This window comes from Nonomuraea sp. NPDC049725 (assembly GCF_040674795.1).
In the GTDB taxonomy this organism is placed as follows: Bacteria; Actinomycetota; Actinomycetes; order Streptosporangiales; family Streptosporangiaceae; genus Nonomuraea; species Nonomuraea ceibae.
The window spans coordinates 787,589-808,665 of the sequence record NZ_JBFANJ010000001.1 but is presented as its reverse complement, the minus strand read 5'-3'; the positions used below and the strand labels follow the sequence as shown (position 1 = coordinate 808,665).

General features: G+C 70.9%; 25 protein-coding genes, 2 tRNA genes and 1 other RNA gene. 14 read left to right on the top strand and 14 right to left on the bottom strand.

The features are described from left to right. The first annotated feature begins 12 nt into the window (after positions 1-12). The gene (locus AB0J53_RS04245) at positions 13-849 is read left to right on the top strand and encodes an SDR family oxidoreductase (RefSeq protein WP_364168460.1); all 837 of its coding nucleotides are present in this window, start codon (positions 13-15) and stop codon (positions 847-849) included. Positions 850-853: 4 nt separating this feature from the next. Here the strand turns inward: AB0J53_RS04245 and AB0J53_RS04240 are convergent, their stop codons facing one another. From AB0J53_RS04240 to upp, 5 genes are all read right to left on the bottom strand, one after another. Continuing rightward, entirely contained in the window at positions 854-1,534 is a 681-nt protein-coding gene (locus AB0J53_RS04240; protein ID WP_219508172.1) for a FadR/GntR family transcriptional regulator, read from the bottom strand. 101 nt (positions 1,535-1,635) lie between these two features. Then, complete coding sequence (locus tag AB0J53_RS04235) at positions 1,636-2,979, bottom strand: helix-turn-helix domain-containing protein (protein WP_364168458.1); 1,344 nt, start codon at positions 2,977-2,979, stop codon at positions 1,636-1,638. A 96-nt stretch (positions 2,980-3,075) separates the two neighbouring features. After that, complete coding sequence (locus AB0J53_RS04230; RefSeq protein ID WP_219508174.1) at positions 3,076-3,609, bottom strand: PH domain-containing protein; 534 nt, start codon at positions 3,607-3,609, stop codon at positions 3,076-3,078. Positions 3,610-3,862: 253 nt separating this feature from the next. After that, positions 3,863-4,081 (bottom strand): hypothetical protein, encoded by a 219-nt coding sequence (locus AB0J53_RS04225; RefSeq protein ID WP_219508175.1) that lies wholly within the window; start codon positions 4,079-4,081, stop codon positions 3,863-3,865. A gap of 126 nt (positions 4,082-4,207) precedes the next feature. Next, positions 4,208-4,846, bottom strand: a complete 639-nt coding sequence (upp, locus tag AB0J53_RS04220; protein ID WP_219508176.1) for a uracil phosphoribosyltransferase — start codon at positions 4,844-4,846, stop codon at positions 4,208-4,210. 158 nt (positions 4,847-5,004) lie between these two features. Between upp and AB0J53_RS04215 the strand changes: the two genes are divergently transcribed. The 4 genes from AB0J53_RS04215 to AB0J53_RS04200 all read left to right on the top strand — a co-directional run bounded on the left by AB0J53_RS04215 (position 5,005) and on the right by AB0J53_RS04200 (position 6,561). Then, a complete protein-coding gene (locus tag AB0J53_RS04215) occupies positions 5,005-5,520 on the top strand; it encodes a tRNA adenosine deaminase-associated protein (protein WP_219508177.1) in 516 nt (171 codons plus the stop codon). Positions 5,521-5,535: 15 nt separating this feature from the next. Next, on the top strand, positions 5,536-6,012 hold the full coding sequence (locus tag AB0J53_RS04210) for a tRNA adenosine deaminase-associated protein (RefSeq protein ID WP_219508178.1): 477 nt from the start codon (positions 5,536-5,538) through the stop codon (positions 6,010-6,012). Then, positions 6,009-6,464, top strand: coding sequence for a tRNA adenosine(34) deaminase TadA (gene tadA, locus AB0J53_RS04205; protein WP_364168455.1), 456 nt, complete (start codon positions 6,009-6,011; stop codon positions 6,462-6,464). The genes AB0J53_RS04210 and tadA overlap by 4 nt, the downstream gene beginning before the upstream one ends. Positions 6,465-6,474: 10 nt before the next feature. After that, positions 6,475-6,561: transfer RNA gene (locus AB0J53_RS04200), tRNA-Ser, on the top strand. 79 nt (positions 6,562-6,640) lie between these two features. On the opposite strand, the gene AB0J53_RS04195 is transcribed toward AB0J53_RS04200, so the two are convergent. After that, positions 6,641-6,937 carry a type II toxin-antitoxin system VapB family antitoxin gene (locus tag AB0J53_RS04195; RefSeq protein ID WP_219508180.1) on the bottom strand — a complete coding sequence of 99 codons (297 nt, stop codon included), beginning with the start codon at positions 6,935-6,937 and terminating at the stop codon, positions 6,641-6,643. 48 nt (positions 6,938-6,985) lie between these two features. Then, complete coding sequence (locus AB0J53_RS04190) at positions 6,986-7,822, bottom strand: neutral zinc metallopeptidase (RefSeq protein ID WP_364168453.1); 837 nt, start codon at positions 7,820-7,822, stop codon at positions 6,986-6,988. Positions 7,823-7,883: 61 nt separating this feature from the next. Between AB0J53_RS04190 and AB0J53_RS04185 the strand changes: the two genes are divergently transcribed. Both AB0J53_RS04185 and AB0J53_RS04180 read left to right on the top strand, forming a co-directional pair. Continuing rightward, positions 7,884-8,525 carry a LysE family translocator gene (locus AB0J53_RS04185; protein WP_364168452.1) on the top strand — a complete coding sequence of 214 codons (642 nt, stop codon included), beginning with the start codon at positions 7,884-7,886 and terminating at the stop codon, positions 8,523-8,525. Between the two features lie 68 nt (positions 8,526-8,593). Beyond that, positions 8,594-9,292 (top strand): DUF4097 family beta strand repeat-containing protein, encoded by a 699-nt coding sequence (locus AB0J53_RS04180; RefSeq protein ID WP_364168451.1) that lies wholly within the window; start codon positions 8,594-8,596, stop codon positions 9,290-9,292. A gap of 3 nt (positions 9,293-9,295) precedes the next feature. Here the strand turns inward: AB0J53_RS04180 and AB0J53_RS04175 are convergent, their stop codons facing one another. From AB0J53_RS04175 to AB0J53_RS04165, 3 genes are read right to left on the bottom strand one after another with little or no spacing between them, the layout of a single operon-like run. Continuing rightward, positions 9,296-10,174 carry a hypothetical protein gene (locus AB0J53_RS04175; RefSeq protein ID WP_364168449.1) on the bottom strand — a complete coding sequence of 293 codons (879 nt, stop codon included), beginning with the start codon at positions 10,172-10,174 and terminating at the stop codon, positions 9,296-9,298. Positions 10,175-10,181: 7 nt separating this feature from the next. Next, the gene (locus AB0J53_RS04170) at positions 10,182-10,682 is read right to left on the bottom strand and encodes a SigE family RNA polymerase sigma factor (RefSeq protein ID WP_357592599.1); all 501 of its coding nucleotides are present in this window, start codon (positions 10,680-10,682) and stop codon (positions 10,182-10,184) included. Positions 10,683-10,730: 48 nt separating this feature from the next. Next, entirely contained in the window at positions 10,731-11,267 is a 537-nt protein-coding gene (locus tag AB0J53_RS04165) for a helix-turn-helix transcriptional regulator (protein ID WP_364168447.1), read from the bottom strand. Positions 11,268-11,355: 88 nt separating this feature from the next. Between AB0J53_RS04165 and AB0J53_RS04160 the strand changes: the two genes are divergently transcribed. Continuing rightward, positions 11,356-12,402, top strand: a complete 1,047-nt coding sequence (locus tag AB0J53_RS04160; protein ID WP_364168445.1) for a serine hydrolase domain-containing protein — start codon at positions 11,356-11,358, stop codon at positions 12,400-12,402. Positions 12,403-12,504: 102 nt separating this feature from the next. Here the strand turns inward: AB0J53_RS04160 and AB0J53_RS04155 are convergent, their stop codons facing one another. Then, entirely contained in the window at positions 12,505-12,888 is a 384-nt protein-coding gene (locus AB0J53_RS04155) for a DoxX family protein (RefSeq protein ID WP_364168443.1), read from the bottom strand. 45 nt (positions 12,889-12,933) lie between these two features. Then, entirely contained in the window at positions 12,934-13,407 is a 474-nt protein-coding gene (locus AB0J53_RS04150; RefSeq protein WP_364168441.1) for a carboxymuconolactone decarboxylase family protein, read from the bottom strand. A 162-nt stretch (positions 13,408-13,569) separates the two neighbouring features. On the opposite strand from AB0J53_RS04150, the gene sigJ reads away from it, so the two are divergent. Continuing rightward, positions 13,570-14,493: an RNA polymerase sigma factor SigJ gene (gene sigJ / locus AB0J53_RS04145; protein ID WP_364168439.1), complete on the top strand. Its 924-nt coding sequence runs from the start codon at positions 13,570-13,572 to the stop codon at positions 14,491-14,493. Positions 14,494-14,711: 218 nt separating this feature from the next. On the opposite strand, the gene AB0J53_RS04140 is transcribed toward sigJ, so the two are convergent. Continuing rightward, positions 14,712-14,799 (bottom strand) — tRNA-Ser (locus tag AB0J53_RS04140). A gap of 93 nt (positions 14,800-14,892) precedes the next feature. On the opposite strand from AB0J53_RS04140, the gene ffs reads away from it, so the two are divergent. Further along, positions 14,893-14,990, top strand: an RNA gene (ffs, locus tag AB0J53_RS04135) — signal recognition particle sRNA small type. 30 nt (positions 14,991-15,020) lie between these two features. Next, positions 15,021-17,717, top strand: coding sequence for a DNA polymerase III subunit gamma and tau (locus tag AB0J53_RS04130; protein WP_364168437.1), 2,697 nt, complete (start codon positions 15,021-15,023; stop codon positions 17,715-17,717). Positions 17,718-17,793: 76 nt separating this feature from the next. Here the strand turns inward: AB0J53_RS04130 and AB0J53_RS04125 are convergent, their stop codons facing one another. Continuing rightward, positions 17,794-19,224: a GAF domain-containing protein gene (locus AB0J53_RS04125; protein ID WP_364168436.1), complete on the bottom strand. Its 1,431-nt coding sequence runs from the start codon at positions 19,222-19,224 to the stop codon at positions 17,794-17,796. Positions 19,225-19,550: 326 nt separating this feature from the next. Here AB0J53_RS04125 and AB0J53_RS04120 point away from each other — a divergent pair, with 326 nt between their 5' ends. Genes AB0J53_RS04120 through AB0J53_RS04110 form a run of 3 tightly spaced genes read left to right on the top strand, consistent with a single transcriptional unit; the run spans position 19,551 to position 21,027 of the window. Then, positions 19,551-19,901 (top strand): YbaB/EbfC family nucleoid-associated protein, encoded by a 351-nt coding sequence (locus AB0J53_RS04120; RefSeq protein WP_364168435.1) that lies wholly within the window; start codon positions 19,551-19,553, stop codon positions 19,899-19,901. A 3-nt stretch (positions 19,902-19,904) separates the two neighbouring features. Then, entirely contained in the window at positions 19,905-20,504 is a 600-nt protein-coding gene (gene recR / locus AB0J53_RS04115; RefSeq protein ID WP_219508192.1) for a recombination mediator RecR, read from the top strand. Beyond that, positions 20,497-21,027: a DUF5063 domain-containing protein gene (locus AB0J53_RS04110; protein ID WP_219508193.1), complete on the top strand. Its 531-nt coding sequence runs from the start codon at positions 20,497-20,499 to the stop codon at positions 21,025-21,027. Before recR ends, AB0J53_RS04110 begins: the two co-directional genes overlap by 8 nt. The last annotated feature ends 50 nt before the right edge of the window (positions 21,028-21,077 follow it).

Here is a 21,077-nt window from a genome sequence, read left to right as displayed (position 1 = left end):
GAGAGAGCCGACATGACGATCTTGATCACTGGCGCGACCGGCACCGTCTCCAGTGCCCTGCTGCGCGCCCTGCCCAGCACCGACGACGTCCGCGTGCTCGTCCGCGACCTGGCCAAAGCGCCTGACGGCGTCGAGGCGGTGGCCGGCGACCTGGACCGGCCCGACACCCTGGAGCCCGCGTTCAAGGGCGTCGACACGCTCTGGCTGCTCACCGCGATGGGCCCGCAGGCGCCCCACGCCAGCATGAACGCCGTCTGGGCCGCCCGTCAGGCGGGCGTGCGCCACGTGGTCCGCATGTCGGCCATCGGCGCCTCCCATGACGCCCCCACCCGCAACGGCCGCCTGCACGCCCTGTCCGACGTGGAGCTGACCGCCTCCGGGCTCGACTGGACGATCATCCGCCCGGCGTTCTTCATGCAGAACCTCTTCGGCTCGATCAACGGCACGACCCTGTACGGGTCCACCGGCGAGGGCAGGATCGGCCTGATCGACGTGCGCGACATCGCCGAGTTCGGCGCCCGCGTGCTGGCGGACCCGTCGGCGCACCGGGGCAGGACCTACACGCTCACCGGGCCGGAGAGCATCTCGCTGCGCGAGGCCGCCTCCCGGCTGACCCCCGTCTACGGCACGCCCATCGGCTACGAGCCGGTCTCCCCGGAAGGCGCCTACGAGGCGATGCTGGGCGCCGGGCTGCGCGAATGGGACGCGGCGGTCAACACCGAATACGCTCGCGCCTACGCGAGCGGCTGGGGCGACTACACCACCGAGGACTTCGCCGGCGTCGTCGGCCGTCCGGCGCGCTCCTTCGAGGAGTTCGCCGCCGACCACGCCGACAGGCTCAGGCCCTGAGCTCCTACGGCTCAGACTCCGTCAGGGCGATGAGGATGTGCTCCATGCAGGCGTGCCCGGCCCGCTCGGCGGCGCTGACGTCGCCGGCGGCGATGGCGCGGGCGATCGCGTCATGCGGGATGTAGCTCTTGTTGAGCGAGGTGCCCGCCGCGGTGATGCTGGCCCGCAGCGCCGCGGAGAAGTCCTCGTAGAGGTCGATGAGCACCAGGTTGTGGGTGGCGTGCGCGACCGCCATGTGGAAGGCGAGGTCGGCCTCGACGAACCGGTCGGGGTCGTCCAGCTCCCAGGCCCGGTCACGCTCGGCCAGCGCGGCCTCGATGAGCCGGATGTCCTCGTCGGTGCGGCGGGTGGCTGCCAGCCGGGCCGACTCGACCTCCAGCGCGCGGCGCACCTCGAAGATCTCCAGCTGCTCGGCCTGCCGCAGGCGCCTGAGCATGGCCCCCGAGAGCTCGCTGGTCGCCCGTACGTAGGTGCCGTCGCCCTGCCGGCACTCCAGGAGACCGGCGTGGGTGAGCGCGCGTACGGCCTCCCGAACGGTGTTGCGCCCGACTCCGAGTTGCTCGGCGAGCACGGTCTCGGTCGGGATCTTGCCGTTCATCGGCCACGACCCTGAGGTGATCTGTTCCTTGAGCTGGTCGATCACCTGGTCGACGAGCGAAGCCCGCTGCGCCGTACGCAGACTCACAGTCCGCCTCCTCCGGGGGAAACCAATCATCCTATGAGTCAATGACTGGGAAACCCTAGTGTATTCCAGCCGCTAAATGCTGGAGCCCCCGGAGGGTAGGTTCAGCGGGAAACTGTGGAATCGGCGGTCAGCCCGGCCAGCATGGAACGGACCCCGGCGGCTTCCAGCGCCTTACGATAAGCGGCGGTCTGCTGTGCTCGGTCCGCCACCTGGCCGTAAAGGTCGCCCAGCTCACGCCAGCAGCGCGCGGCCGGCCGGTCGGAGCCGAACGGCTGCCGGTTGCGCCCGGCGAGCAGCGTGTGGGCCGCCCCCAGATGCGCCGACGGGTCGCCGCCCAGGCCGATCGCGACCGTGGCGTGCAGCAGGTGCGCCTCCGCCGTGGCCGTGCCCGGGACGTCACGCAGCAGATCGAGCGCCTGCGACGCGAGCTCGCCGGCCCGCACCAGGTCGTCGGCCCGCAGCCGGACCCGCGCGTGCGCGATCAGGCTCTCGCCGTGCTCGCGCTCGTTGCCCGGGTGGGCGCCGAACGTCCGCGCCGCCTGCTCGACCAGGCGCTCGGCCTCGTCGATCGGCGCCGTGGCCAGCCGCGCCCAGTGCATCGCCGTACGGGCGAGCTGCAGCGCGAGCCGTCGCTGACGGCCGGCGTTGATGGCGTCGTCGGCGAGCCGGACGGCCAGCGCGGAGTCCTCGCCCGCGGCCGCCGCGTTGCTCGCCTGCCAGAGCGAGCGCACCTCTCCGGAACGGTCCACATCATCGGGCGCCTCGCTGAGATCGAGCACCTTCTTGACGTAATCCAGCTCGGCGGAGTGGCCCTCGCGGTCGCCGCGCGCCTCGACCAGCACGGCGGCCAGGTCGACGGCGATCTCGCCCTGCGTGATGGACATGCGCTCGGCCTGCTCCAGCGCGCGGACCGCCAGGTCACGGGCGCGCAGCCGGTCGCCGGCCCGCTGGTAGCAGCGGCTCAGCGCGATGGTCAGCGGCAGGTCGGCCAGGCGCTCGGGATGCGCGGCGGCCTCCCGGCGCAGCCGCTCGAAGGCCTCGACGGCCTGCCCGAGCCGGCCCTGCGCCTCCAGCGCACGGGCCCTGCCGAAGCGGGCCTGCGCCGTGAGCATGGCGTTTTCCTCGTCGGCCGCCTTGACGATCTCCGTGTAGCGCTCGGCGGCCACCACCGGGTCACCGTGCTGCAGCTCCAGCTCGGCATGACGGAGCCCGAGCTCGGTGTCGATCCGTTGCCGAGGCTCGATCCCATGCAGGAGGAACTCGGTGGTGCATCCCAGCCTCTCGGCCAGGAGACGGGCGACGACGGGAGTCGGCGTGCGCTTGCCCGACTCGATCAGCGAGACGTAACTGTCCGACAGGTCGGGTCCGGCCAGCTGGGCCTGCGACATCCGCCTGTTCAGCCGCAATCCTCGGACGCGGTCACCGATGGTTCCCTGACTCGGCATCTCATCTCTCAAGGCGGGGAAGGGTCAACAACACGCAATGATTGCACGAAGTAGCCGAATCTGGTATCCCCGGGTGAAGAATTCCCCACCTGGAGATTAATCGTCTCCGTCATCCTTGCCAGGAAATAGCATCTGGCAGACCTCCAGGTACAAGGTCTCCGGATACGGAATGTACTCCACGTTGGACAGTGCCTGGTCCTGGCCGGCGGACTCCAGGATGAACTCTCCGTAGCCGAGCATGCGCCCAAGCAGAGATCGCTGGAAGCTCATGTCGGTGACTTTCGCCAACGGCATCATCGCCACTTTGCGCGTGATCAGGCCGGTGGTCAAGAGCATCCGTTTCGAGGTCACCACAAAGTAATCGACCGACCACTCCGCGACTTTCCATACGAAACGGATCAGCAGCAGCAGCCAGAGCCACCACACGACGACGAGGGCCGTGCCGCCCCCCTCGCCGCCGCCGAAGAATCGGCTGAGCAGCCCGGCGATGATCAGGCCGCCGAAGACCTCGGCGACCGGACGGAGCAGCACGGCTGGGTGACGCCGCACCATGATGACCTGTTGTTCGTGGGGGAGTAGGTAACGGTTGACCGACGACGGAGCAGAGTCCCCGTGGGTCACAAGTCTCATGCGAGGTTGTTCACGAATTGAGCCAGCGAGTCGGCCGCGTTGAACACGGTGTCGAACGCCCCTCTGACCGCGTCAGCGGCGTCCGCTGGTCGCGCGAACAGGTAGTACGCGACAAACGCGATACCACCGTATGTGAGGACTTTTTTGACCTGCACTGTCGCCTCCGTACCACTTACCCACTACACCCGCCGTATACATTACCCACCCTGTTGCCGGGGTAAAGGTGCTCTTGGCGAGCTAGTTATGATCTTGCCTAGCCTCGGTCACTGGCCACCAGAGCGAGGACGTGGAGGTGTTTGCGGGCGATCCGCTCGACGAGGCTGGGGTGGGCATAGCCGGTGACCTCCAGCGCCCCGTAATGAGCGGCCTCGACGCAGCGCGTCACCGTCGCGGAGGAGTGGACGCCCGCGAACTCCTCGCACAGGGCCGTCTCCACCTCCGAGTACGGGCTCGGATCCGCCTCGGTGCTCACGACGCCACCCCGGCGGTCTGAATAACGCTCATCGTGCTCCCCCACGCCCTGCGGAAGTTGCCTTCCTCACTCTAGGTACCCACACAAGTACAGTATGTAACGAAGAGGTCGCAGCGCGTGGGTCGTTCAGACGACTCCGTAGAGGCGGTCGCCCGCGTCACCCAGGCCGGGGACGATGTAGCCGTTCTCGTTCAGCCGCTCGTCGAGCGCCGCCGTGACGACCCGGACGGGCTTGCCGGAGCTGGCGAACACCTTGTCCATGTACGCCAGACCCTCGGGGGCGGCCAGCAGGCACAGCGCCGTGACGTCCACGGCCCCCCGGTCGAACAGGAACTGCACCGCGGCGGCCAGCGTGCCGCCCGTGGCCAGCATCGGGTCGACCACGTAGCACTGCCGCCCGGACAGGTCGTCGGGCAGCCGCGTCGCGTACGTCTCGGCCTGCAGCGTCGACTCGTTGCGGATCATGCCGAGGAAGCCGACCTCGGCCGTCGGCAGCAGCCGCGTCATGCCCTCCAGCATGCCGAGCCCGGCACGCAGGATCGGGACCACGAGCGGCGCCGGCTTGGCCAGCCGCACGCCCTTGGCCGTGGCTACCGGGGTCTGGACGGTCACGTCGGTGACGCGGACGTCGCGGGTGGCCTCGTACGCGAGCAGCGTCACCAGCTCGTCCGCGAGCCTGCGGAAGGTGGGAGAGTCGGTGCGGACATCGCGCAGCGTGGTGAGCTTGTGCGCCACGAGCGGATGGTCGACGACGAGGGTTTCCATAAGGGACAACGCTATCTTGTGTGACACGTACCGGCACGTTGTGGTCTTGGTTTTGATCACAATTTGGTCGGAGCGGCACACGACGGCAGGCCGGTTCTGGAACGATTGGAAACCGGCTAGAGGCTATGGTCCGACAGGGCCGGCTGTGGGGGATGGCGATGGCGATGACAGACGAAGACGCGCTCGATTTCGCCATCGTGGTCTACCGCGAGGACGAGTGCTGGGACGCCGAGCTGCTGCCGGTCGCGCTCACGTCCGACCTCCAGGGCCTGATCAAGGCCCTGCGCCAGCAGCCGAGCGAGAGCGGCACGATTGGCCTGGTCGCCGTGGGGGATGAGTTCTTCGTGGCGCTGCGCGTGCTCGGCGATCGGGTCGATGTCTTCCTCTCCGACATCGCCGCGTCGTGGGACTTCCCGCTGGCCAGGCAGGTTCTCGACTACCTCGACGTGCCCGTGCCCGACGAGGAGGAGCTCGACGAGATCCTGCAGGACGAGGACACCGCGCTGCCCGCCGGTGACCTGTCGATCTTCGCCGACCTCGGGCTCGACGAGATGGAGCTGGGCATCCTGTCCGGCGACGTCGACCTGCTGCCCGACGAGGTGCTGTCGAGCGTCGCCGCACGGCTGGGCTTCTCCGAGCCGTTCGAGCGTGCCATCGAATCGGTCTTCGACTGACCCCCTGGAGCGCACATGGCGGCCAACACCTTCTCTGCGGCCTTCGTCAAGACCGCCGGCGGCTGGAGTGGCGCCGAGGTCGACCTGCGTGACGCCGAGATCGTCGACGACCTGGGCGACGCCGTGACCGAGGCGCTCGGCCTGGCCGGCGACGAGCTGGCGCTGCTCTGTGTCGAGGTGGAGGACGAGTGGTTCGCCATCGTCCGCTACCGCGACGACGACGAGCCCCGGGTCTTCCTCTCCGATGCCCACGCGGTGCCCGCCGACCACCTGGGCGAGCTGTTCGCCGAGTTCGCCGGCGTCGTGCCCGACAAGGAGGGCAACGAGCTCGGCGTCCGCCCCGCCGGGGACTTCGAGCTCCTGTCCGACCTCGGCGTCAGCTCCGAGGAGCTGCTGGAGCTGAGCATGGAGGAGGGCATGCTGCCCGCCGACATCCTCTCCGTGCTCGCCGAGAAGCTGTCGTTCGCCGACGAGCTCGACCGGCTGAGATGAGCCACGAGGCCGCGATGCGCCTGGCCCTCGCCCAGGCCGCCGCGGCCGGCGCCCGCGGCGAGGTCCCCGTCGGCGCCGTCGTGCTCGGCCCGCGGGGCGAGGTCCTCGCCGAGGCCGGCAACGACCGCGAGGCGAGCGCCGACCCCACCGCGCACGCCGAGGTGCTCGCGCTGCGCGCCGCCGGCCGCCTGCTCGGGAGCTGGCGCCTGACCGGCTGCACGCTCGTCGTCACGCTCGAACCCTGCACGATGTGCGCCGGCGCCGCCGTCCTGGCCCGCGTCGACAGGATCGTGTACGGGGCCGTCGACGAGAAGGGCGGGGCCGCCGGGTCCCTCTGGGACGTGGTCCGCGACCGCCGGCTCAACCATCGGCCCGAGGTCGTCATGGGCGTCCTGGCCGAGGAGAGCTCCGAGATCCTTAAGAAGTTCTTCGGCACTCGGCGGATCCGGTAAGCTCGTCGGCGGTGGTGTCGCCTAGTGGCCGAGGGCGCACGCCTCGAAAGCGTGTGATGGGGCAACTCATCCGTGGGTTCAAATCCCACCACCACCGCTCACGACGAAGAGCCTCCCCGCGGGGAGGCTCTTCGTGTTTCCGGACACGAAAAAGGGCCGCGGATTCGCGGCCCTTTTCAGCTCGGCAGTTCGAGCACCCTGGCGTGCAGGATCGATCGCTGGTGCAGCGCCGCGCGCAGCGCCCGGTGCAGGCCGTCCTCCAGATAGAGGTCGCCCTGCCACTGCACCACGTGCGGGAACAGGTCGCCGTAGAAGGTCGAGTCGGCGGCCAGCAGCGAATGCAGGTCCAGCATGGCCTTCGTGGTGATCAAAGAGTCGAGCCGGACCTGCCGCGGCGGTATCTGCGCCCACTCGCGGTTGGACAAACCATGTTCGGGATAAGGCCGTCCATCGCCGACCAGCTTGAAGATCACCCCCCTCATTTTAGGAGAGATTTCGAATACATGCGCTCTCGACGGCCGTCACAGCAGGTCGGAGGGGGTGCATCGGCCGGGCTGGCCGGTGTTGTAGCCGACCTGGAAAGCCGCCACGCGCTGCTGCGAACTGCCGTGGGTGAACGACTCCGGGTCGACCCGGCCGCCGCTGCGCCGCTGGATCCGGTCGTCGCCCACGGCCGCCGCCGCGTCGAGCGCCTGGGCGATGTCGGCGTCGGTGAACCGCTGCTCGTAGAAGCCGCCCTCGTAGGCGTTCCTGGCCCACACGCCGGCGTAGCAGTCGGCCTGGAGCTCGGTGGCCACCGAACCGCCGCCTTCCAGCGCGCCGAGCAGGTTCTGCACGTGGTGGCCGTACTCGTGGGCGATCACGTACGCCTGCGCGAACGGGCCGCCCTGCGCGCCGAACTGGGTGCGCAGCTGGTCGAAGAAGCTCAGGTCCAGGTAGACGCGCTGGTCGCCGGGGCAGTAGAACGGCCCGACGGAGGAGTCGGCCGCCCCGCAGGCCGTGCGGACGCCGCCCGTGTAGAGGACGGTCTTGGCCGTCGTGTATTCGGGCAGCTCCTTCTTCCAGTAGTCCTGGATGCTGTTGACCACGCCGACGACCTGGCACTTCTCGCTCTGGTCGGCGTCCCTGCCGGTGCGGCACTGCTCGGCGAGGTTGGCGGGCGGCTGCCGCTGGGCGGGCTCGGGCTCGCCGCCGACGTTGCCGAGCAGGGCGAACACGACGAACGCGATCAGCGTGAGGATGCCGCCGCCGCCGATGACCATGCCGCCGGGGCCGCCGGGGAACCGGCCGCCGCCGCCTCGGCCGCCGGCGTCCTGCACCTGCGAGGCGTCGAGGTTGACGTCGTCCCTGAAATCCATGCGCGCCCCTTTCCTGGGGCTGGTCCGCTTCCCAGAAAGCCGTCCTGAGTAACATGCGACTATGTCGACCGGAATCGTAGGAATCGCGCTGATTTCTCTGGGAATGGTGCTGACCCCGGGACCGAACATGATCTATCTGGTCTCCCGGTCGATCTCCCAAGGCCGCCGAGCCGGCCTCATCTCCCTCGGGGGCGTCTTCGTCGGGTTCTCCACCTACCTGGCCGCCACCTGCCTCGGCCTGACCGCCGTCTTCGCGTACGTGCCCGCCGCCTACACCGCGCTGAAGCTCGCCGGCGCCGCCTACCTGCTCTGGCTGGCCTGGAACGCGGTCAAGCCCGGCGGCACCTCCGCCTTCGAGGCCCGCGAACTGCCCGTCGAGGCGCCGCGGCGGCTGTTCGCGATGGGGCTGTTCACCTGCCTGCTCAACCCCAAGATCGCGATCCTCTACCTGTCGCTGCTCCCGCAGTTCATCGACCCGGCCCAGGGCAGCATCCTGCTTCAGAGCCTCGTGCTCGGCTCGGCCCAGATCGCCGTCGGCACTCTGGTCAACGCGCTGATCGTGCTCACCGCCGGCAGCCTCGCCGTGTTCCTGGCCCGCCGCCCGCTGTGGGTCCGCGTGCAGAGGTACGTGACCGGCACCGTCCTGGGCATCATCGCCATCCGCATGGCCACCGACCGGTCCAAGGCCCTGACCGCCGCCTAGGCGTACTCAGGGAAGTCTCAGGGACTCACCGGAGGTTCGCCCCGGCGCGATCGAGAACAATCGACGTCATGAACCTGAAGAGAACGGGCGCGATCGCGGCCCTGCTGGGGCTGGCCGCGATGACGGTGGGCTGCGGGGTCGTGGGCGGCCCGCAGCACGAGGACACGGTGTCCTACGACGTCACCGGCACGGTGACCGCGCTTCAGGTCGAGGCCGACTCGGGCGAGATCGAGGTGGTCGAGTCCGATCGGCAGGGCGTGCACGTCACCGAGCACCTCACCTGGAACAAGAGCAAGCCCACCCCCACCCACGAGGTCCACGACGGCACGCTCGTGCTCAAGTTCACCTGTCCGAGCGGCTGGGTGGGCAACCTGAACTGCGAGGTCGGCTACAAGGTGGAGATCCCGCGCGGGCTGCGCGTCAAGGCCGGCAGCGACTCGGGCGAGGTGACGCTGCGCGGCCTGTCCGGGCAGGTGGAGGTGACCAGCGACTCCGGCGCCATCGAGGCCACCGGGCTCACCGGCAAGCAGGTCGCGGCCAGGACCGACTCCGGCGGCATCGACCTGGCCTTCGCCGGCGCCCCGGACAGCGTGGAGACGAAGTCCGACTCCGGCAACGCGCTGATCCGCGTGCCGGACGGGTCGTACAACATCACCGCCAAGTCCGACTCCGGCAACAAGGACGTCGGCGCCACGCACGACCCGTCGGCGGCCCGGACGATCCGCATGGTCACCGACTCCGGCGACGTCGAGGTCCGGGCCGCGTAGGCGTCACTTCCCGCGTTCCTGGCCCGTCCACAGGTAGGTGACGTCCGGCACCTGCCCGGCCGTCTCGCCCGCCTCGTCGTAGGCGGTCACGGTGACGGGCGGGGTGTCGATGACCTCAAGCGGCTTCCCCAGCGCGTCCAGGCGGCTGCGCGGGTCGGAGCGGTGCGTCGCGGGCACGCGCCCGACGAAGAACCCGTTCGCCACCACCGCGTCAGCCTGCCGCCCCGGGGACCACTCGATCGCCACCCGCCGCACGTCCGGCCCGACCCGACCGGCCACGACCCGGAAGTACCCGCTCCGCGGCTTTTCGTTGCGGATGGCGCGTTCGTCCGTCTGCACCACGTACGCGTCCACGGTGAGGTCGCCCGTCAGCCCGGCGGCCAGGCCGCCGGGAGCCTTGTGGCCCCAGTACGTGAACACCGCCGGCTCGCCCTGTTCGCCCTTCGGTACGGGCGTGCAGAAGACGAACCCGGCCGTGCTGCCGAGCAGCGCCGTCGACCCCTCGCCGTCGGTGAAGCGCGCCAGCACCCGGAAGTCCTCGACACGGCCCTGCTCGGGCAGCCGGCGGCCGGGGTCCATGTTGTGCACCGGGCCGTCCTCGGGCATGCAGTCGCGGATCATCCCCGCCTGCTCGGGGGTGCTGGCCGGCAGCCTGATCAGCTCGGCGGCGGCGTCGCGGCCCCCGAGGCCCGGAAGGTCCGCCAGGGGGGAGGCGATGACCGTGCCCACCAGGCACGCGGCCACCAGCCCCGCCACCGACCAGGACGTCCGCCGCCGCCGCGCCGAGCGGGCGAGCGCCCGGTCGACGTAGGCGTGCGGGTGGACCGGCCGGGCCCGGCCGGCCAGCAGGTGCAGCTCCTCGGCGATGTTCCGCTCGTCCACGTCCACTTCAGGCCTCCAGGGTGACGGGTCGGCCGATCAGCTTGCGCAGCTTCGCGACGGCCTGGTGGGTCTGGCTGCGCACGGTCCCGACCGAGCAGCCCATGATCTTGGCGACCTCCGACTCGGGCAGGTCCTCGTAGTAACGCAGCACCAGCACCGCGCGTTTGCGCGCGGGCAGCGCGCGCAGCGCCTCCTGCATGGTGATGCGGGTCTCTATTTCGTCGGGCCGCTCGGTCTGCGGCCGGTCGGGGAGGGCCGCCGTCGTGTGCTCCCGGCCCCAGCGCGGACTGCGCCACCGGCTGACCTGCTCGTGGTACATCACCCGCCGCACGTACGCCTCGGGCGCGGAGCGGATCTTGCGCCAGCGGCCGGCGGTCTTCGCCAGAGCGGTCTGCAGCAGGTCCTCGGCCGCGTGCTGGTTGCCGGTCAGGACATAGGCCAGCCGGATGAGGCTGTCCGAGCGAGCCGACACGAACTCGGCGAACTCGCTCTGGTGGTCGGAATGCAAGAGGCCTCCTCTGGTCTCACCCGCATAGATGCGGCGGAGGCGGCGGATCTATGGCGTCTCGCGGCTCAGTCGTTCGGCGTGGTCGCGGAACCAGTCGAGCATGAACCGGCCCGAGGCGATGCCGTAGGAGAGCGCGGCGCGCTGGTGGGTGACCAGGTCGCGGTGCTCATCGGGGACGTTGAGGGCGTCGAGGCGCTCGTCGAGGTCCGTGAGGGTGGCGAGCTCCGCCTCGATGCGCGCCGTGATGCGGCGCATCACCGGCAGGCGTTCGGACTGCTCGACCAGGCCGAGGAAGTAGAGCCTGGCCAGCGCCGCGGTCTCCAGGTCCGGCCCTGCCGGGTCCGCCGTCATCCAGGCGCTGAACTCCTCGCGGCCGGCGTCGGTCACGCGGTAGACCTTGCGCCCGCGGCCGCCCTCGACGCTGGCCACCTCGATGAGCCCCCGGGCGAGCAGGCCGTCGAGGGAGCGTTTGATGCTGCCTGAGCTGGCGCTGTAGAAGAGCGCGACTCCGCTCTCGAACGCCTTGATGAGGTCGTAGAAGCTCATCGGGGTGATCAGGAGCAGACCGAGGATCACGTGGGCCACCGGCCGAGTCTAGCCCTGTTGACTCTCATAGACATGTCTAATAGATATGTCTATGAGAGATGTCCACGAGAGATAAGGGGTCGCGCTCATGGTTCCCGCCGACATCGACGCCCGCATGAACCGCCTGCTGGACAAGCTCGCCGCCCGGCGCGGCCTCCACCACGTCAACCTCGCCGTCGCCCGAGGGGACCGGCGCTGGTCCGGCGCCGCCGGCTTACCGGGCCCCGACACGCCGTTCTTCGTCGCCAGCGTGACCAAGCGGTTCATCATCACGCTGGTCCTCCAGGCCCACGAACGCGGCGAGCTCGCCCTGGACGCGCCCATCACCGCCTACCTGCCCACGGAGATCACCGACCGGCTCCACGTCCTCGACGGCGTCGACCGCACCCCCGAGATCACCGTGCGCCACCTGGCCAGCCACACCTCCGGGCTGCCCGACTTCTTCGAGTACCGAGGCGACGGCCCCAGCCTCTTCAAGCACCTGGCCGCCGGAGAGGACGTCTCCTGGACGTTCGAGGAGGCCATCGAGATGGCCCGGCGGCAGGGCCCGCACTTCGCGCCCCAGGACCTCACCGCCCCCCGGCAGAAGGCCCGCTACTCCGACACCGGCTTCCAGCTGCTCATCCGCATCGTGGAGACGGTCACCGGCCGGTCGTTCGCCGACCTGCTCGCCGACCGCGTCACCGGACCGCTGGGCCTGACGAGCACCGGGCTCCCGGACCGTCCCGTGCCCCTCTACGCCAGGCGCCGCCGCGTGGACCTGCCCGGCCTGGTGAGATCGTCCAACGACCTGATCAGCACCACCGGCGACCTCCTCACCTTCCAGCAGGCGCTGCTCAAGGGCGAGCTCTTCAAGGACCCGCGCACGGTGGACCTCCTCACCGAGCGGCGCAACCGCCTGCGCAACGTCCCCGTGCTCACGTACGGGCTGGGCACCATGTTCTTCACCGTGGGCCGCCTGGCCGCGCCGAGCCGCCACCCCGCCACGCTCGTGGGCCACTCGGGGGTCACCGGCACCTGGCTCTTCCACTGCCCCGAGCTCGACCTCCACCTGGCCGGCACCGTCGACCAGCTGGAGGGCAGGGCCGTCCCGTTCCGGATCATGGCCCGCTGCCTGAACATCTGGCGAACCTGACCGTGCTGCCGTCCCAGCACAGGAAGAGCTCGTCCTCGTCGTGGTGGTGCCACGGGAACTCGCCCTCCAGCACGGCCATCCCGGCGCCGTCCCGCTGCCCGGTCAGCCGATGAAGGATTCGGGGCCGAAGCGGCCCCATGCGACGAAGGCTGCCAGGGCAAGGTAGACCAGGTTCCCCGCGGCCGACATGACCTCACCACGGCGGAGGTGCGTGACCATCGCGCCGACCATCAGCAGCACCACACCGACCGCCGCCACCGGCACCAGAACCGGCACGATGCCGGTCACGGCGGGCAGGACGAGTCCCACCGCTCCCAGGACCTCGATGGCGCCGAGGATCTTCAGGAACCCGACGCTGAAGTCCGCGGTCCATCCCGCGCCGCGCATGGCGGCCATCTTCTCCCGGGGCACGATCAGCTTGCCGACGCCACCGATGAGGAGGACGACGGCCAGCAACCCGGCGCAGATCCACAGAGCGACATTCATGAGATTTCTCCTGACAAGGGGCTGTAGGCGTATCGGTCCTGCTCGTCACCCATGCCGGCCGGGCCGGTAGTCGCCGGCGGGCTGCCGGGTGATGACGTTCACGCGGTTGACGGCGTTGATGAGGGCGATGAGGGACACCAAGGCGGCGAGCTGGTCCTCGTCGTAGTGCTTGGCGGCATTCGCCCAGACCTCGTCGCTGACGCCACCGGCCGCATCAGCGATGCGGGTACCCTGCTCGGCCAGCTCCAGGGCGGCGCGCTCGGCCTCGGTGAACACCGTGGCCTCCCGCCAGGCCGCGACCAGGTTGAGACGGGTGGATGTCTCCCCTGCGTGCGCGGCGTCCTTGCTGTGCATGTCCACGCAGACCGCGCACCCATTGATCTGACTGACGCGCAGCAACACCAGCTCGCGCGTCACGGACGGCAGCGCCGACTCCGCGGCCACCTTGCCCGCCGCCACGATGTGCTTCAGAGACCTGCCCGCGACCGGGTTGCCGAAGAGGTTCAAGCGAGCATCCATCGTGCTCTCCTTGTCGTTGTTCCGTTGTCGCCCCTCTAGGACAAGGCAGTCCGCCGGCCTGTGACGGCCGCGAATGTGACGTGCGTCTCCCCTCCCGTGCGGGCCTGCGCGGCTACCCTGCGGTACGTCATCGCGGCCGTACGCGAGTCGGGGAGGAATTCCGTGCTTGGATCAACAGCTCAGAAAGAGGCCTTCGGTTACCGGCCGCTGCTGTTCTCCATCGCCTACGGGATGACCGGGTCCGTGGGCGATGCCGAGGACATCGTGCAGGACGCGTTCCTCGGCCTGACTCGGGCGTACCAGGCGGGGACCGTGATCGACAACCTGAAGGCGTACCTGACCACGGCCGTGACGCGACTGAGCCTCAACCACCTGGGTTCGGCGCGGGTGCTCCGGGAGACCTATGTCGGCGAGTGGCTGCCGGAGCCGGTCGTCGTGCTCGCCGACCTGCCCGGACCGGCCGAGCACGCTGAGCTGTCCGACTCGCTGTCGATGGCCTTCCTGGTGCTGCTGGAGTCGCTCTCGCCGATGGAGCGGGCCGTGTTCATGCTGCGCGAGGTGTTCGGGTACGGCTATTCGGAGGTGGCTGGGATCATCGGCAAGACCGAGGCGAACTGCCGGCAGATCTTCGCCCGCGCCCGGCAGCACATCGCCGCCGGAGGGCAGGTCGAGGGCAGTGCGCTGTCCCGCGAGCGCCGGGCGGAAGGCGAGGAACTCGCGCGTAGGTTCTTCGTGGCCGCCGAGGGCGGCGATATGGACGCCCTGCTCGGCCTGCTCGCACCTGACGTGGTGCTCCACGGGGACGGGGGCGGCAAGGCGCGGGCCTTCGGGAGTCGTCTGGCCGGGCGGTCGGCTGTCATACGGCTGCTCCTCGGCGTGTTCCGCCGGGGCGGGACCCTGGGCGTCTCCCTCCGGCCGGCCTCGATCAACGGCCGCCCGGGCGCTGTCAAGTACGACTCCGAAGGCCGCGTGATCGGGGTGGTCGAGCTCGACATCGCTGAAGGTGTGGTTCGCGCGATCCACGCGGTGGCCAACCCCGACAAGCTCGCCCACATCGGGCCGGTATCCGATCTAGGACGGCTCTAGGAGTGATGGTGCAGCTCCCGATCGTCAGCAGGCTGTCTCAAAGGCGCAGAGCGACGGCACTCCACGAATGGGGGTAGGTGTGACCGTTGAGGTGCCCGTGGGGAGGGGTCGTTACGGCCTGCGGGCTCATAGCGGATCCAGGACAAGGCGCCGAGGGCTCACCTGGGACCCGAACGCCAGAAGGGGTGTGCCGTGATCACGGCACACCCCTTCTGGGCTGGCGGAGGATGGGGGATTTGAACCCCCGAAAGGTTGCCCTTTACACGCTTTCCAAGCGTGCGCCCTCGGCCACTAGGCGAATCCTCCGCCGACGAGCTTACCGGACTTCCGGACGTGTGAAGACCACCATTTCCCCGGAGCGAGCGTGGAGCGAGCACTGCCGCATCCCGCTAGACTGTCGGTGGACCCCTCGCGCGGCGTCATCCTGTGAACCTCCCCAGGGCCGGAAGGCAGCAAGGATAAGCGGGCTCTGGCGGGTGTGCGAGGGGTTCTCTTCGTTAGGAGCCCCTCGCAGGCGGGATGGTCGCATGAGCCTTGCGCTTTACCGCAAGTACCGGCCCGGGACCTTCGCCGAGGTCAAGGGTCAGGAACACGTCACAGACCCGCTGCGGCAGGCGCTGCGCACCGGCCGAGTCAACCACGCCTACCTCTTCAGCGGCCCGCGCGGCTGCGGCAAGACCTCCAGCGCCCGCATCCTGGCCCGCTCGCTCAACTGCGAGAAGGGCCCGACGCCCGACCCGTGCGGCACCTGCGAGTCCTGTGTCGCGCTGGCTCCGACGGGTCCCGGTCACCTCGACGTGATCGAGATCGACGCGGCCTCCCACGGTGGCGTCGACGACGCCCGCGACCTGCGCGAGCGCGCCTTCTTCGCGCCGGTCTCCGCGCGCTACAAGATCTACATCATCGACGAGGCGCACATGGTGACCCGCGAGGGTTTCAACGCGCTGCTCAAGCTCGTCGAGGAGCCGCCGCCGCACCTGAAGTTCATCTTCGCGACGACCGAGCCGGAAAAGGTCATCGGCACCATCAAGTCGCGTACCCACCACTACCCGTTCCGGCTGATGCCGCCCGCGACGCTGCGCGCGCTGATGGAGGAGATCCTCACCTCCGAGAGCGTCCCGTACGAGCCGGCCGCGCTGCCGCTCGTCGTCCGCGCCGGTGCCGGGTCGGCGCGTGACTCGCTGTCGATCCTCGACCAGCTCCTCGCCGGGGCGGAGGACGACGGCATCACCTACGCCAAGGCCGTGTCGCTGCTCGGCTACACCGACGGCGACCTGCTCGACGACGTCGTGGCCGCGTTCGCCGAGCGTGACGGCGGCCGGGTGTTCCAGACGGTCAGCCGGGTCATCGAGGGCGGCCACGACCCGCGCCGCTTCGCCTCCGACCTGCTGGAGCGCTTCCGCGACCTGGTCATCCTGGCCAACGTCCCCGAGGCCGCCACCAGCGGGCTGCTCGACCGGCCCGCCGACGAGCTGGAGCGTCTCGTCCAGCAGGCCGCGTCCATGGGGCCCGCCGAGCTTACCCGGGCCGCCGAGATCTTCAACGCCGGGCTCACGGAGATGCGCGGCGCGACCTCGCCGCGGCTCCTGCTGGAGCTGATGTGCGCCCGCGTCCTGCTCCCGGCCGTCTCGCAGGACGAGACCGCCCTGCTCGCCCGCCTCGAACGCCTCGAACGCGGCGGCGCCGTCGCCCAGATGGCCGCCCGCGCGTCCGCCCCTCCGCTCCCGCAATCCGACGGTACGGGGCACGGCGCGGCGGGTCACGGCGCGGCGGGCCCTGGTGGGCCGGTGCGTGAGGCCGTGCAGGGCGGGGTGGCGGTTCCCGCCCAGGGCGCGGCGTCCTACACGACAGGCGGTCCGGGCGGTGGCGCTCCTGCCGGTGGTGCGGCGCAGGGGAGTGGCCCGGGCGAGGCGGCGGCGCAGGAGGCCGGTCCGGGGGAGGGGCGCGTGGCGCGGCCCTCCGGCGACGACTGGCCCGAGACCGTACGCCCCGGCGCCGCGCCACCGGCCGCTGCTGCCCCGGCCGCTGCCGCACCGGCGGCTCCCGCGCAGAGCGGCGCCGGGCCCGTGTCCGGCGGCGCTTCCGGGGGGCCCGTCGCCGGCGGGGCGGGGGCGATCCAGCAGCAGTGGCCCGCGGTCCTGGCAGCGCTCAAGCAGCGCAGCATCGTCGTGTGGGCGAACGTGAGCACCAACGCCCAGGTGGTGGGCGTCGAGGGCAACCTGGTCACCCTCGGCTTCACCCAGGTCGGCGCGATGAAGAACTTCACCGGCGGCGGCAAGGACGCCGTGGTGGCCGGCGCGCTGGGCGACGTGCTGGGCGGCACCTGGCGGGTGGAGGCCGTGGTGGGCGGCGGCCCGCAGGCGGCCCCGCGCGGTCCTCAGCCGGGCGGCTCCCACCCGGGCGGCTCGCATTCCGGCGGGCCTCAGGGGCATGCGCCGGGGTCGCACCCGGGCGGCGCTTCCGGGTCCCATCCCGGCGGGGCGTCGGGGTCGCATCCCGGGGGCGGATCGGGTTCTCATCCCGGCGGTCCCTCCGGGGCGCAGGGCGCATCCGGCGGTGACGCGGCGGACGGGCAGCAGGGCGGCTCCCACGTGGGCGGCGCCGAAGGGCGCACGGGCGGGCCTTCCGGGCCGCCGTCCGGGCCTGCGGGCGCGCGTCCCGAGGGAGGCGCGGGGTCACGTCCCGGCGGCCCCGCGGGGTCGCACGCGGGCGCTGCGGGGCCGCACGGGGCTGCCACGAGCTCGTACGGGGACGCGGACGGCCGGGGAGGCGCCGCGGGCGGTCCGCACGACGCGGCGGGAGTCCAGGCGGCACAGGACGGCGCGCAGGGGCCCAGTGGGCCGGCGGGCGGCCCTCAGACGACGGACGAGTCGTGGCCGACGGCGCCCGACGACCCGGGGCTCGGCTCGCCTCCCACCCCGGACCCCACCCAGACGGCTCCCGGACGGTCCGGGGGCGCCGCGGTGGGCGCCGGCCTGGCGGCGGCCCGTTCGGCGGCCAGGGCGGCCGCTCAGGCGGGTCCCCGGACCGGGGCTCGTGCCGGCGGCCGGGCGGGGGCGGCGGCCGGATGGCCGGACGCGGTGCCCCGGCGGGACAAGAGCCTGGAGACGGACGACGTCGACCCGCTGAACGACGCGGACGCCGACGTGGACGCCGTCTCGGGCATGGCGCTCCTCCAGCGCGAGCTCGGCGCCCAGGTGATCGGCGAGATCGACCACACCTGACCCCGGGCGCGAACCCGGTGGCAGGCGCGGATTCTGACGGTGTCGCGGTTACCTGTCAGTAGCGGGCGGCGCAGGATCAGGGGGCGCGGAGGCGGGCGTGGGCCGCGGCGGCTCGGGGGTCGCAGGCCGGGAGGCCGCGGGTGATGCGTTCGAGGACCTGGTGGTCGTCGCGGCCGCTCTCCGTCTGGGCGTAGGCCCACAGGTCCTGGGGGGTGCCGTGGCGCAGCAGCGTGGTGCGGACCTGGACCTCCAGCTCGTCGCGGGCGCGGCGGATCTCGGGTGACTCCGAGCGCGGCAGGAGCGGCCCGGCGTAGGCGCGGGCCAGGGCCGCCGGGTCGCCGGCCGACAGCAGGCGGCGCAGCTCCAGGAAGTCGGCGTCGACGGGCGAGGTCAGCCGGTACGGCTTCGCCTCGACGATGGCGCCGAGCTGGGCGCGCAGCCGGTGCACCTCGGCCCTGATGGTGACGGGGTTGCCCGCGTCCCCGTACAGGTGGAAGGAGAGCTGGTCGGCCGAGAGGCCGCGCGGGTGGAGGGCGAGGAGGGCGAGGATCTCGGCGTGCCGCAGGGACAGCGGCAGCTTGCGGCCGTTGACGACGGCGGTCGGCGGGCCGTCGCCGAGCAGGGTGAGGCCGAGCGGGGAGGCGGTCACGGTCGGGGTGGCGCGCAGGAGGTAGCCGCCCGAGAAGGGCTCCAGGACGGCGACGCGGCCGTCGCGCAGGATCATGCGGTCTCCGGTGGTGGGGAGCGGGACGCGGGAGCCGAGGCGGCCGGAGGGGTCGCCGGCGATGACGCGGCCGGTGGGGGAGAGCAGGATGGTGGAGCGGGCGCGCAGGCCCTCGTAGCGGCGGCGCAGCGCGTCGTCGCGTTCGTGCATGCGCAGCGCGAGCTGGTTCTCGGCGAGCTTGGCCGCGGCGCCGACGAGGGCGACCGTGGCGGGGTGGAGGCTGGGCGCGGTGCCGCTGACGTCGACGCAGCCGAGGATCTGGCCGGAGTCGGGGTCGATGATCGGGGCGGCGCTGCACGACCAGACGTGCAGCACGCGCATGAGGTGTTCCTCGGAGTAGACGTGCACGGGGCGGCGCAGGGCCAGGGCGGTGCCGATGCCGTTGGTGCCGACGATGCCCTCGCCCCAGTGGTGGCCGGTGGCGAGGCCGACCTGGTCGGCGCGGCGCAGGGTGGCGGCGTGGCCCTCGCGCCACAGCACCCGGCCGTCGGAGTCGGTGACGAGGACGATGTTCTCGCTCTCGTCGGCGGAGCGGCCCAGGGTCTGGGCGAGGAGCGAGAGCAGCGGCTGGAGCGGGTGCGAGGCGCGCACGTCCTTGATGGTGGCGCTGTCGAAGGCGAGCGGGGCGGCGGTGGCGTCGAGGTCGATGCCGGCGTCGAGGGAGCGCCTCCAGGAGGCGCCGATCATGCCGCGGGGCTCGGCGGGGGTCACCTCGTCGGCGCTGAGGCTGTCGTGTGCCGCGCGCAGGCGGCGGGAGTATGCGTTCAAGTGAGCGTAACTCATCGGCCACTCCATGTAATCGGCCCCCAAGGCGAGCATCCGTTGTACAGGGCTTCCGGCGCAACCCGTTCGAGGGATTGCTTAGGGTGATTGAACGATCGCAACCTGTGTGCAACGTGGTGACGTCTACCGTTCCTCTCGACGCACCGGCATGGTGCGGCCGCTCCGGCCGGTGTGATGGCCGGGTCCCGGACACTGGAGGGGGGCCGGGATCCGGCCAGAATGAGGCCGGAGCGCGAAACACCTGCATGCCTGCCAGTACATGACCGCGCCCAAACACCGTAGGCTCGTGGCAGTCAAGAACGCGGAGCCACGAGGAGCGCACGACGGTGAACCCAGGGGATGTCAACCTGCAGCAGCTGCTGGAGCAGGCCCAGCTCATGCAGCAGCAGCTTGTGAGCGCCCAGCAGGAGCTCAACGATGCGCAGATCGAGGGCTCGGCCGGTGGCGGGATGGTCACGGCCGTCGTCAACGGCTCGGGCGAGCTGCTCGAGCTCAAGATCGATCCGAGCGTGATCGACGCCGCGGACCCGCAGGACACGGCCGACACGATCGCCGACCTGGTGATCGCCGCCGTGCGCGACGCCATCAGGGCGGCCTCCGACCTGCAGCAGGAGAAGCTGGGCCCGCTGGCCCAGGGGCTCGGTGGCGGCGGCCTCGGCCAGTTGCCGGGGTTCTAGACGATGTACGAAGGGGTCGTCCAGAACCTGATCGACGAGCTGGGTCTGCTGCCTGGCGTCGGTCCCAAGAGCGCGCAGCGGATCGCCTTCCACCTGCTGGCGGCCGATCCGGCCGACGTCAAGCGGCTGGCGCACGCGCTCCTGGAGGTCAAGGAGAAGGTCCGGTTCTGCCGGGTGTGCGGCAACGTGGCCTCCGAGGAGGAGTGCCGCATCTGCCGTGACGCGCGCCGCGACACGCACGTGATCTGCGTGGTCGAGGAGTCGAAGGACGTCGTCGCGATCGAGAAGACGCGCGAGTTCCGCGGCACCTATCACGTGCTCGGCGGCGCGATCAGCCCGATCGACGGCGTCGGCCCCGACGACCTGCGCATCCGTGAGCTCATGACCCGGCTGGCCGACGGCCGGGTGACCGAGCTCATCCTCGCCACCGATCCCAATCTCGAGGGTGAGGCGACGGCGACCTATCTCGCCCGTCTGGTGAAGCCGATGGGTGTGAAAGTGACACGACTGGCCAGCGGTCTGCCTGTGGGCGGTGACCTCGAGTACGCCGACGAGGTGACCTTGGGCCGCGCGTTCGAAGGACGGAGGCTGCTGGATGTCTGACGAGTGGAGCATCCTGGCGGAGGAGATCGCCGGACACGCGAGCAACTATGTGGACGGCCTGGCGAGAGTGGCGGGCGGCGAGGGCGGCGACGCCATCTGGTCGCTGCTGCTGGTCGAGGTCGCGCAGGTGAGCCTGGCCGGGGCCAAGCTCGGCGCGAACCGCGACGTGATCCTGTCGGGCAACTACGAGCCGCCGCTGAGCGAGGACCCCGACATCGACGGGGTGCGCACGGCGCTGGCCGAGAGGCTCGGCCCGGTCGACGACTACGCCGAGGTGTTCGACCCGTACAAGGACACGGGGGTCACGCCGTACAGGCTCTCCGACGACCTGACGGCGGTGGCGGCCGACCTCATCCACGGGCTGCGTCACTATCAGGCCGGGCGGCCGGCCGAGGCGCTGTGGTGGTGGCAGTACTCCTACTTCAACACCTGGGGCAACCACGCGGGCGCGGCCATGCGGGCGCTGCAGGCTCTGGCCGCGCATTCGCGGCTTGACGTGGCGGAGGAGGCCACCACCGTCTGACGGGTGTCCACATAGTGGTTGAGCCATCAGTGGCATGAGAGCCCCCAAGT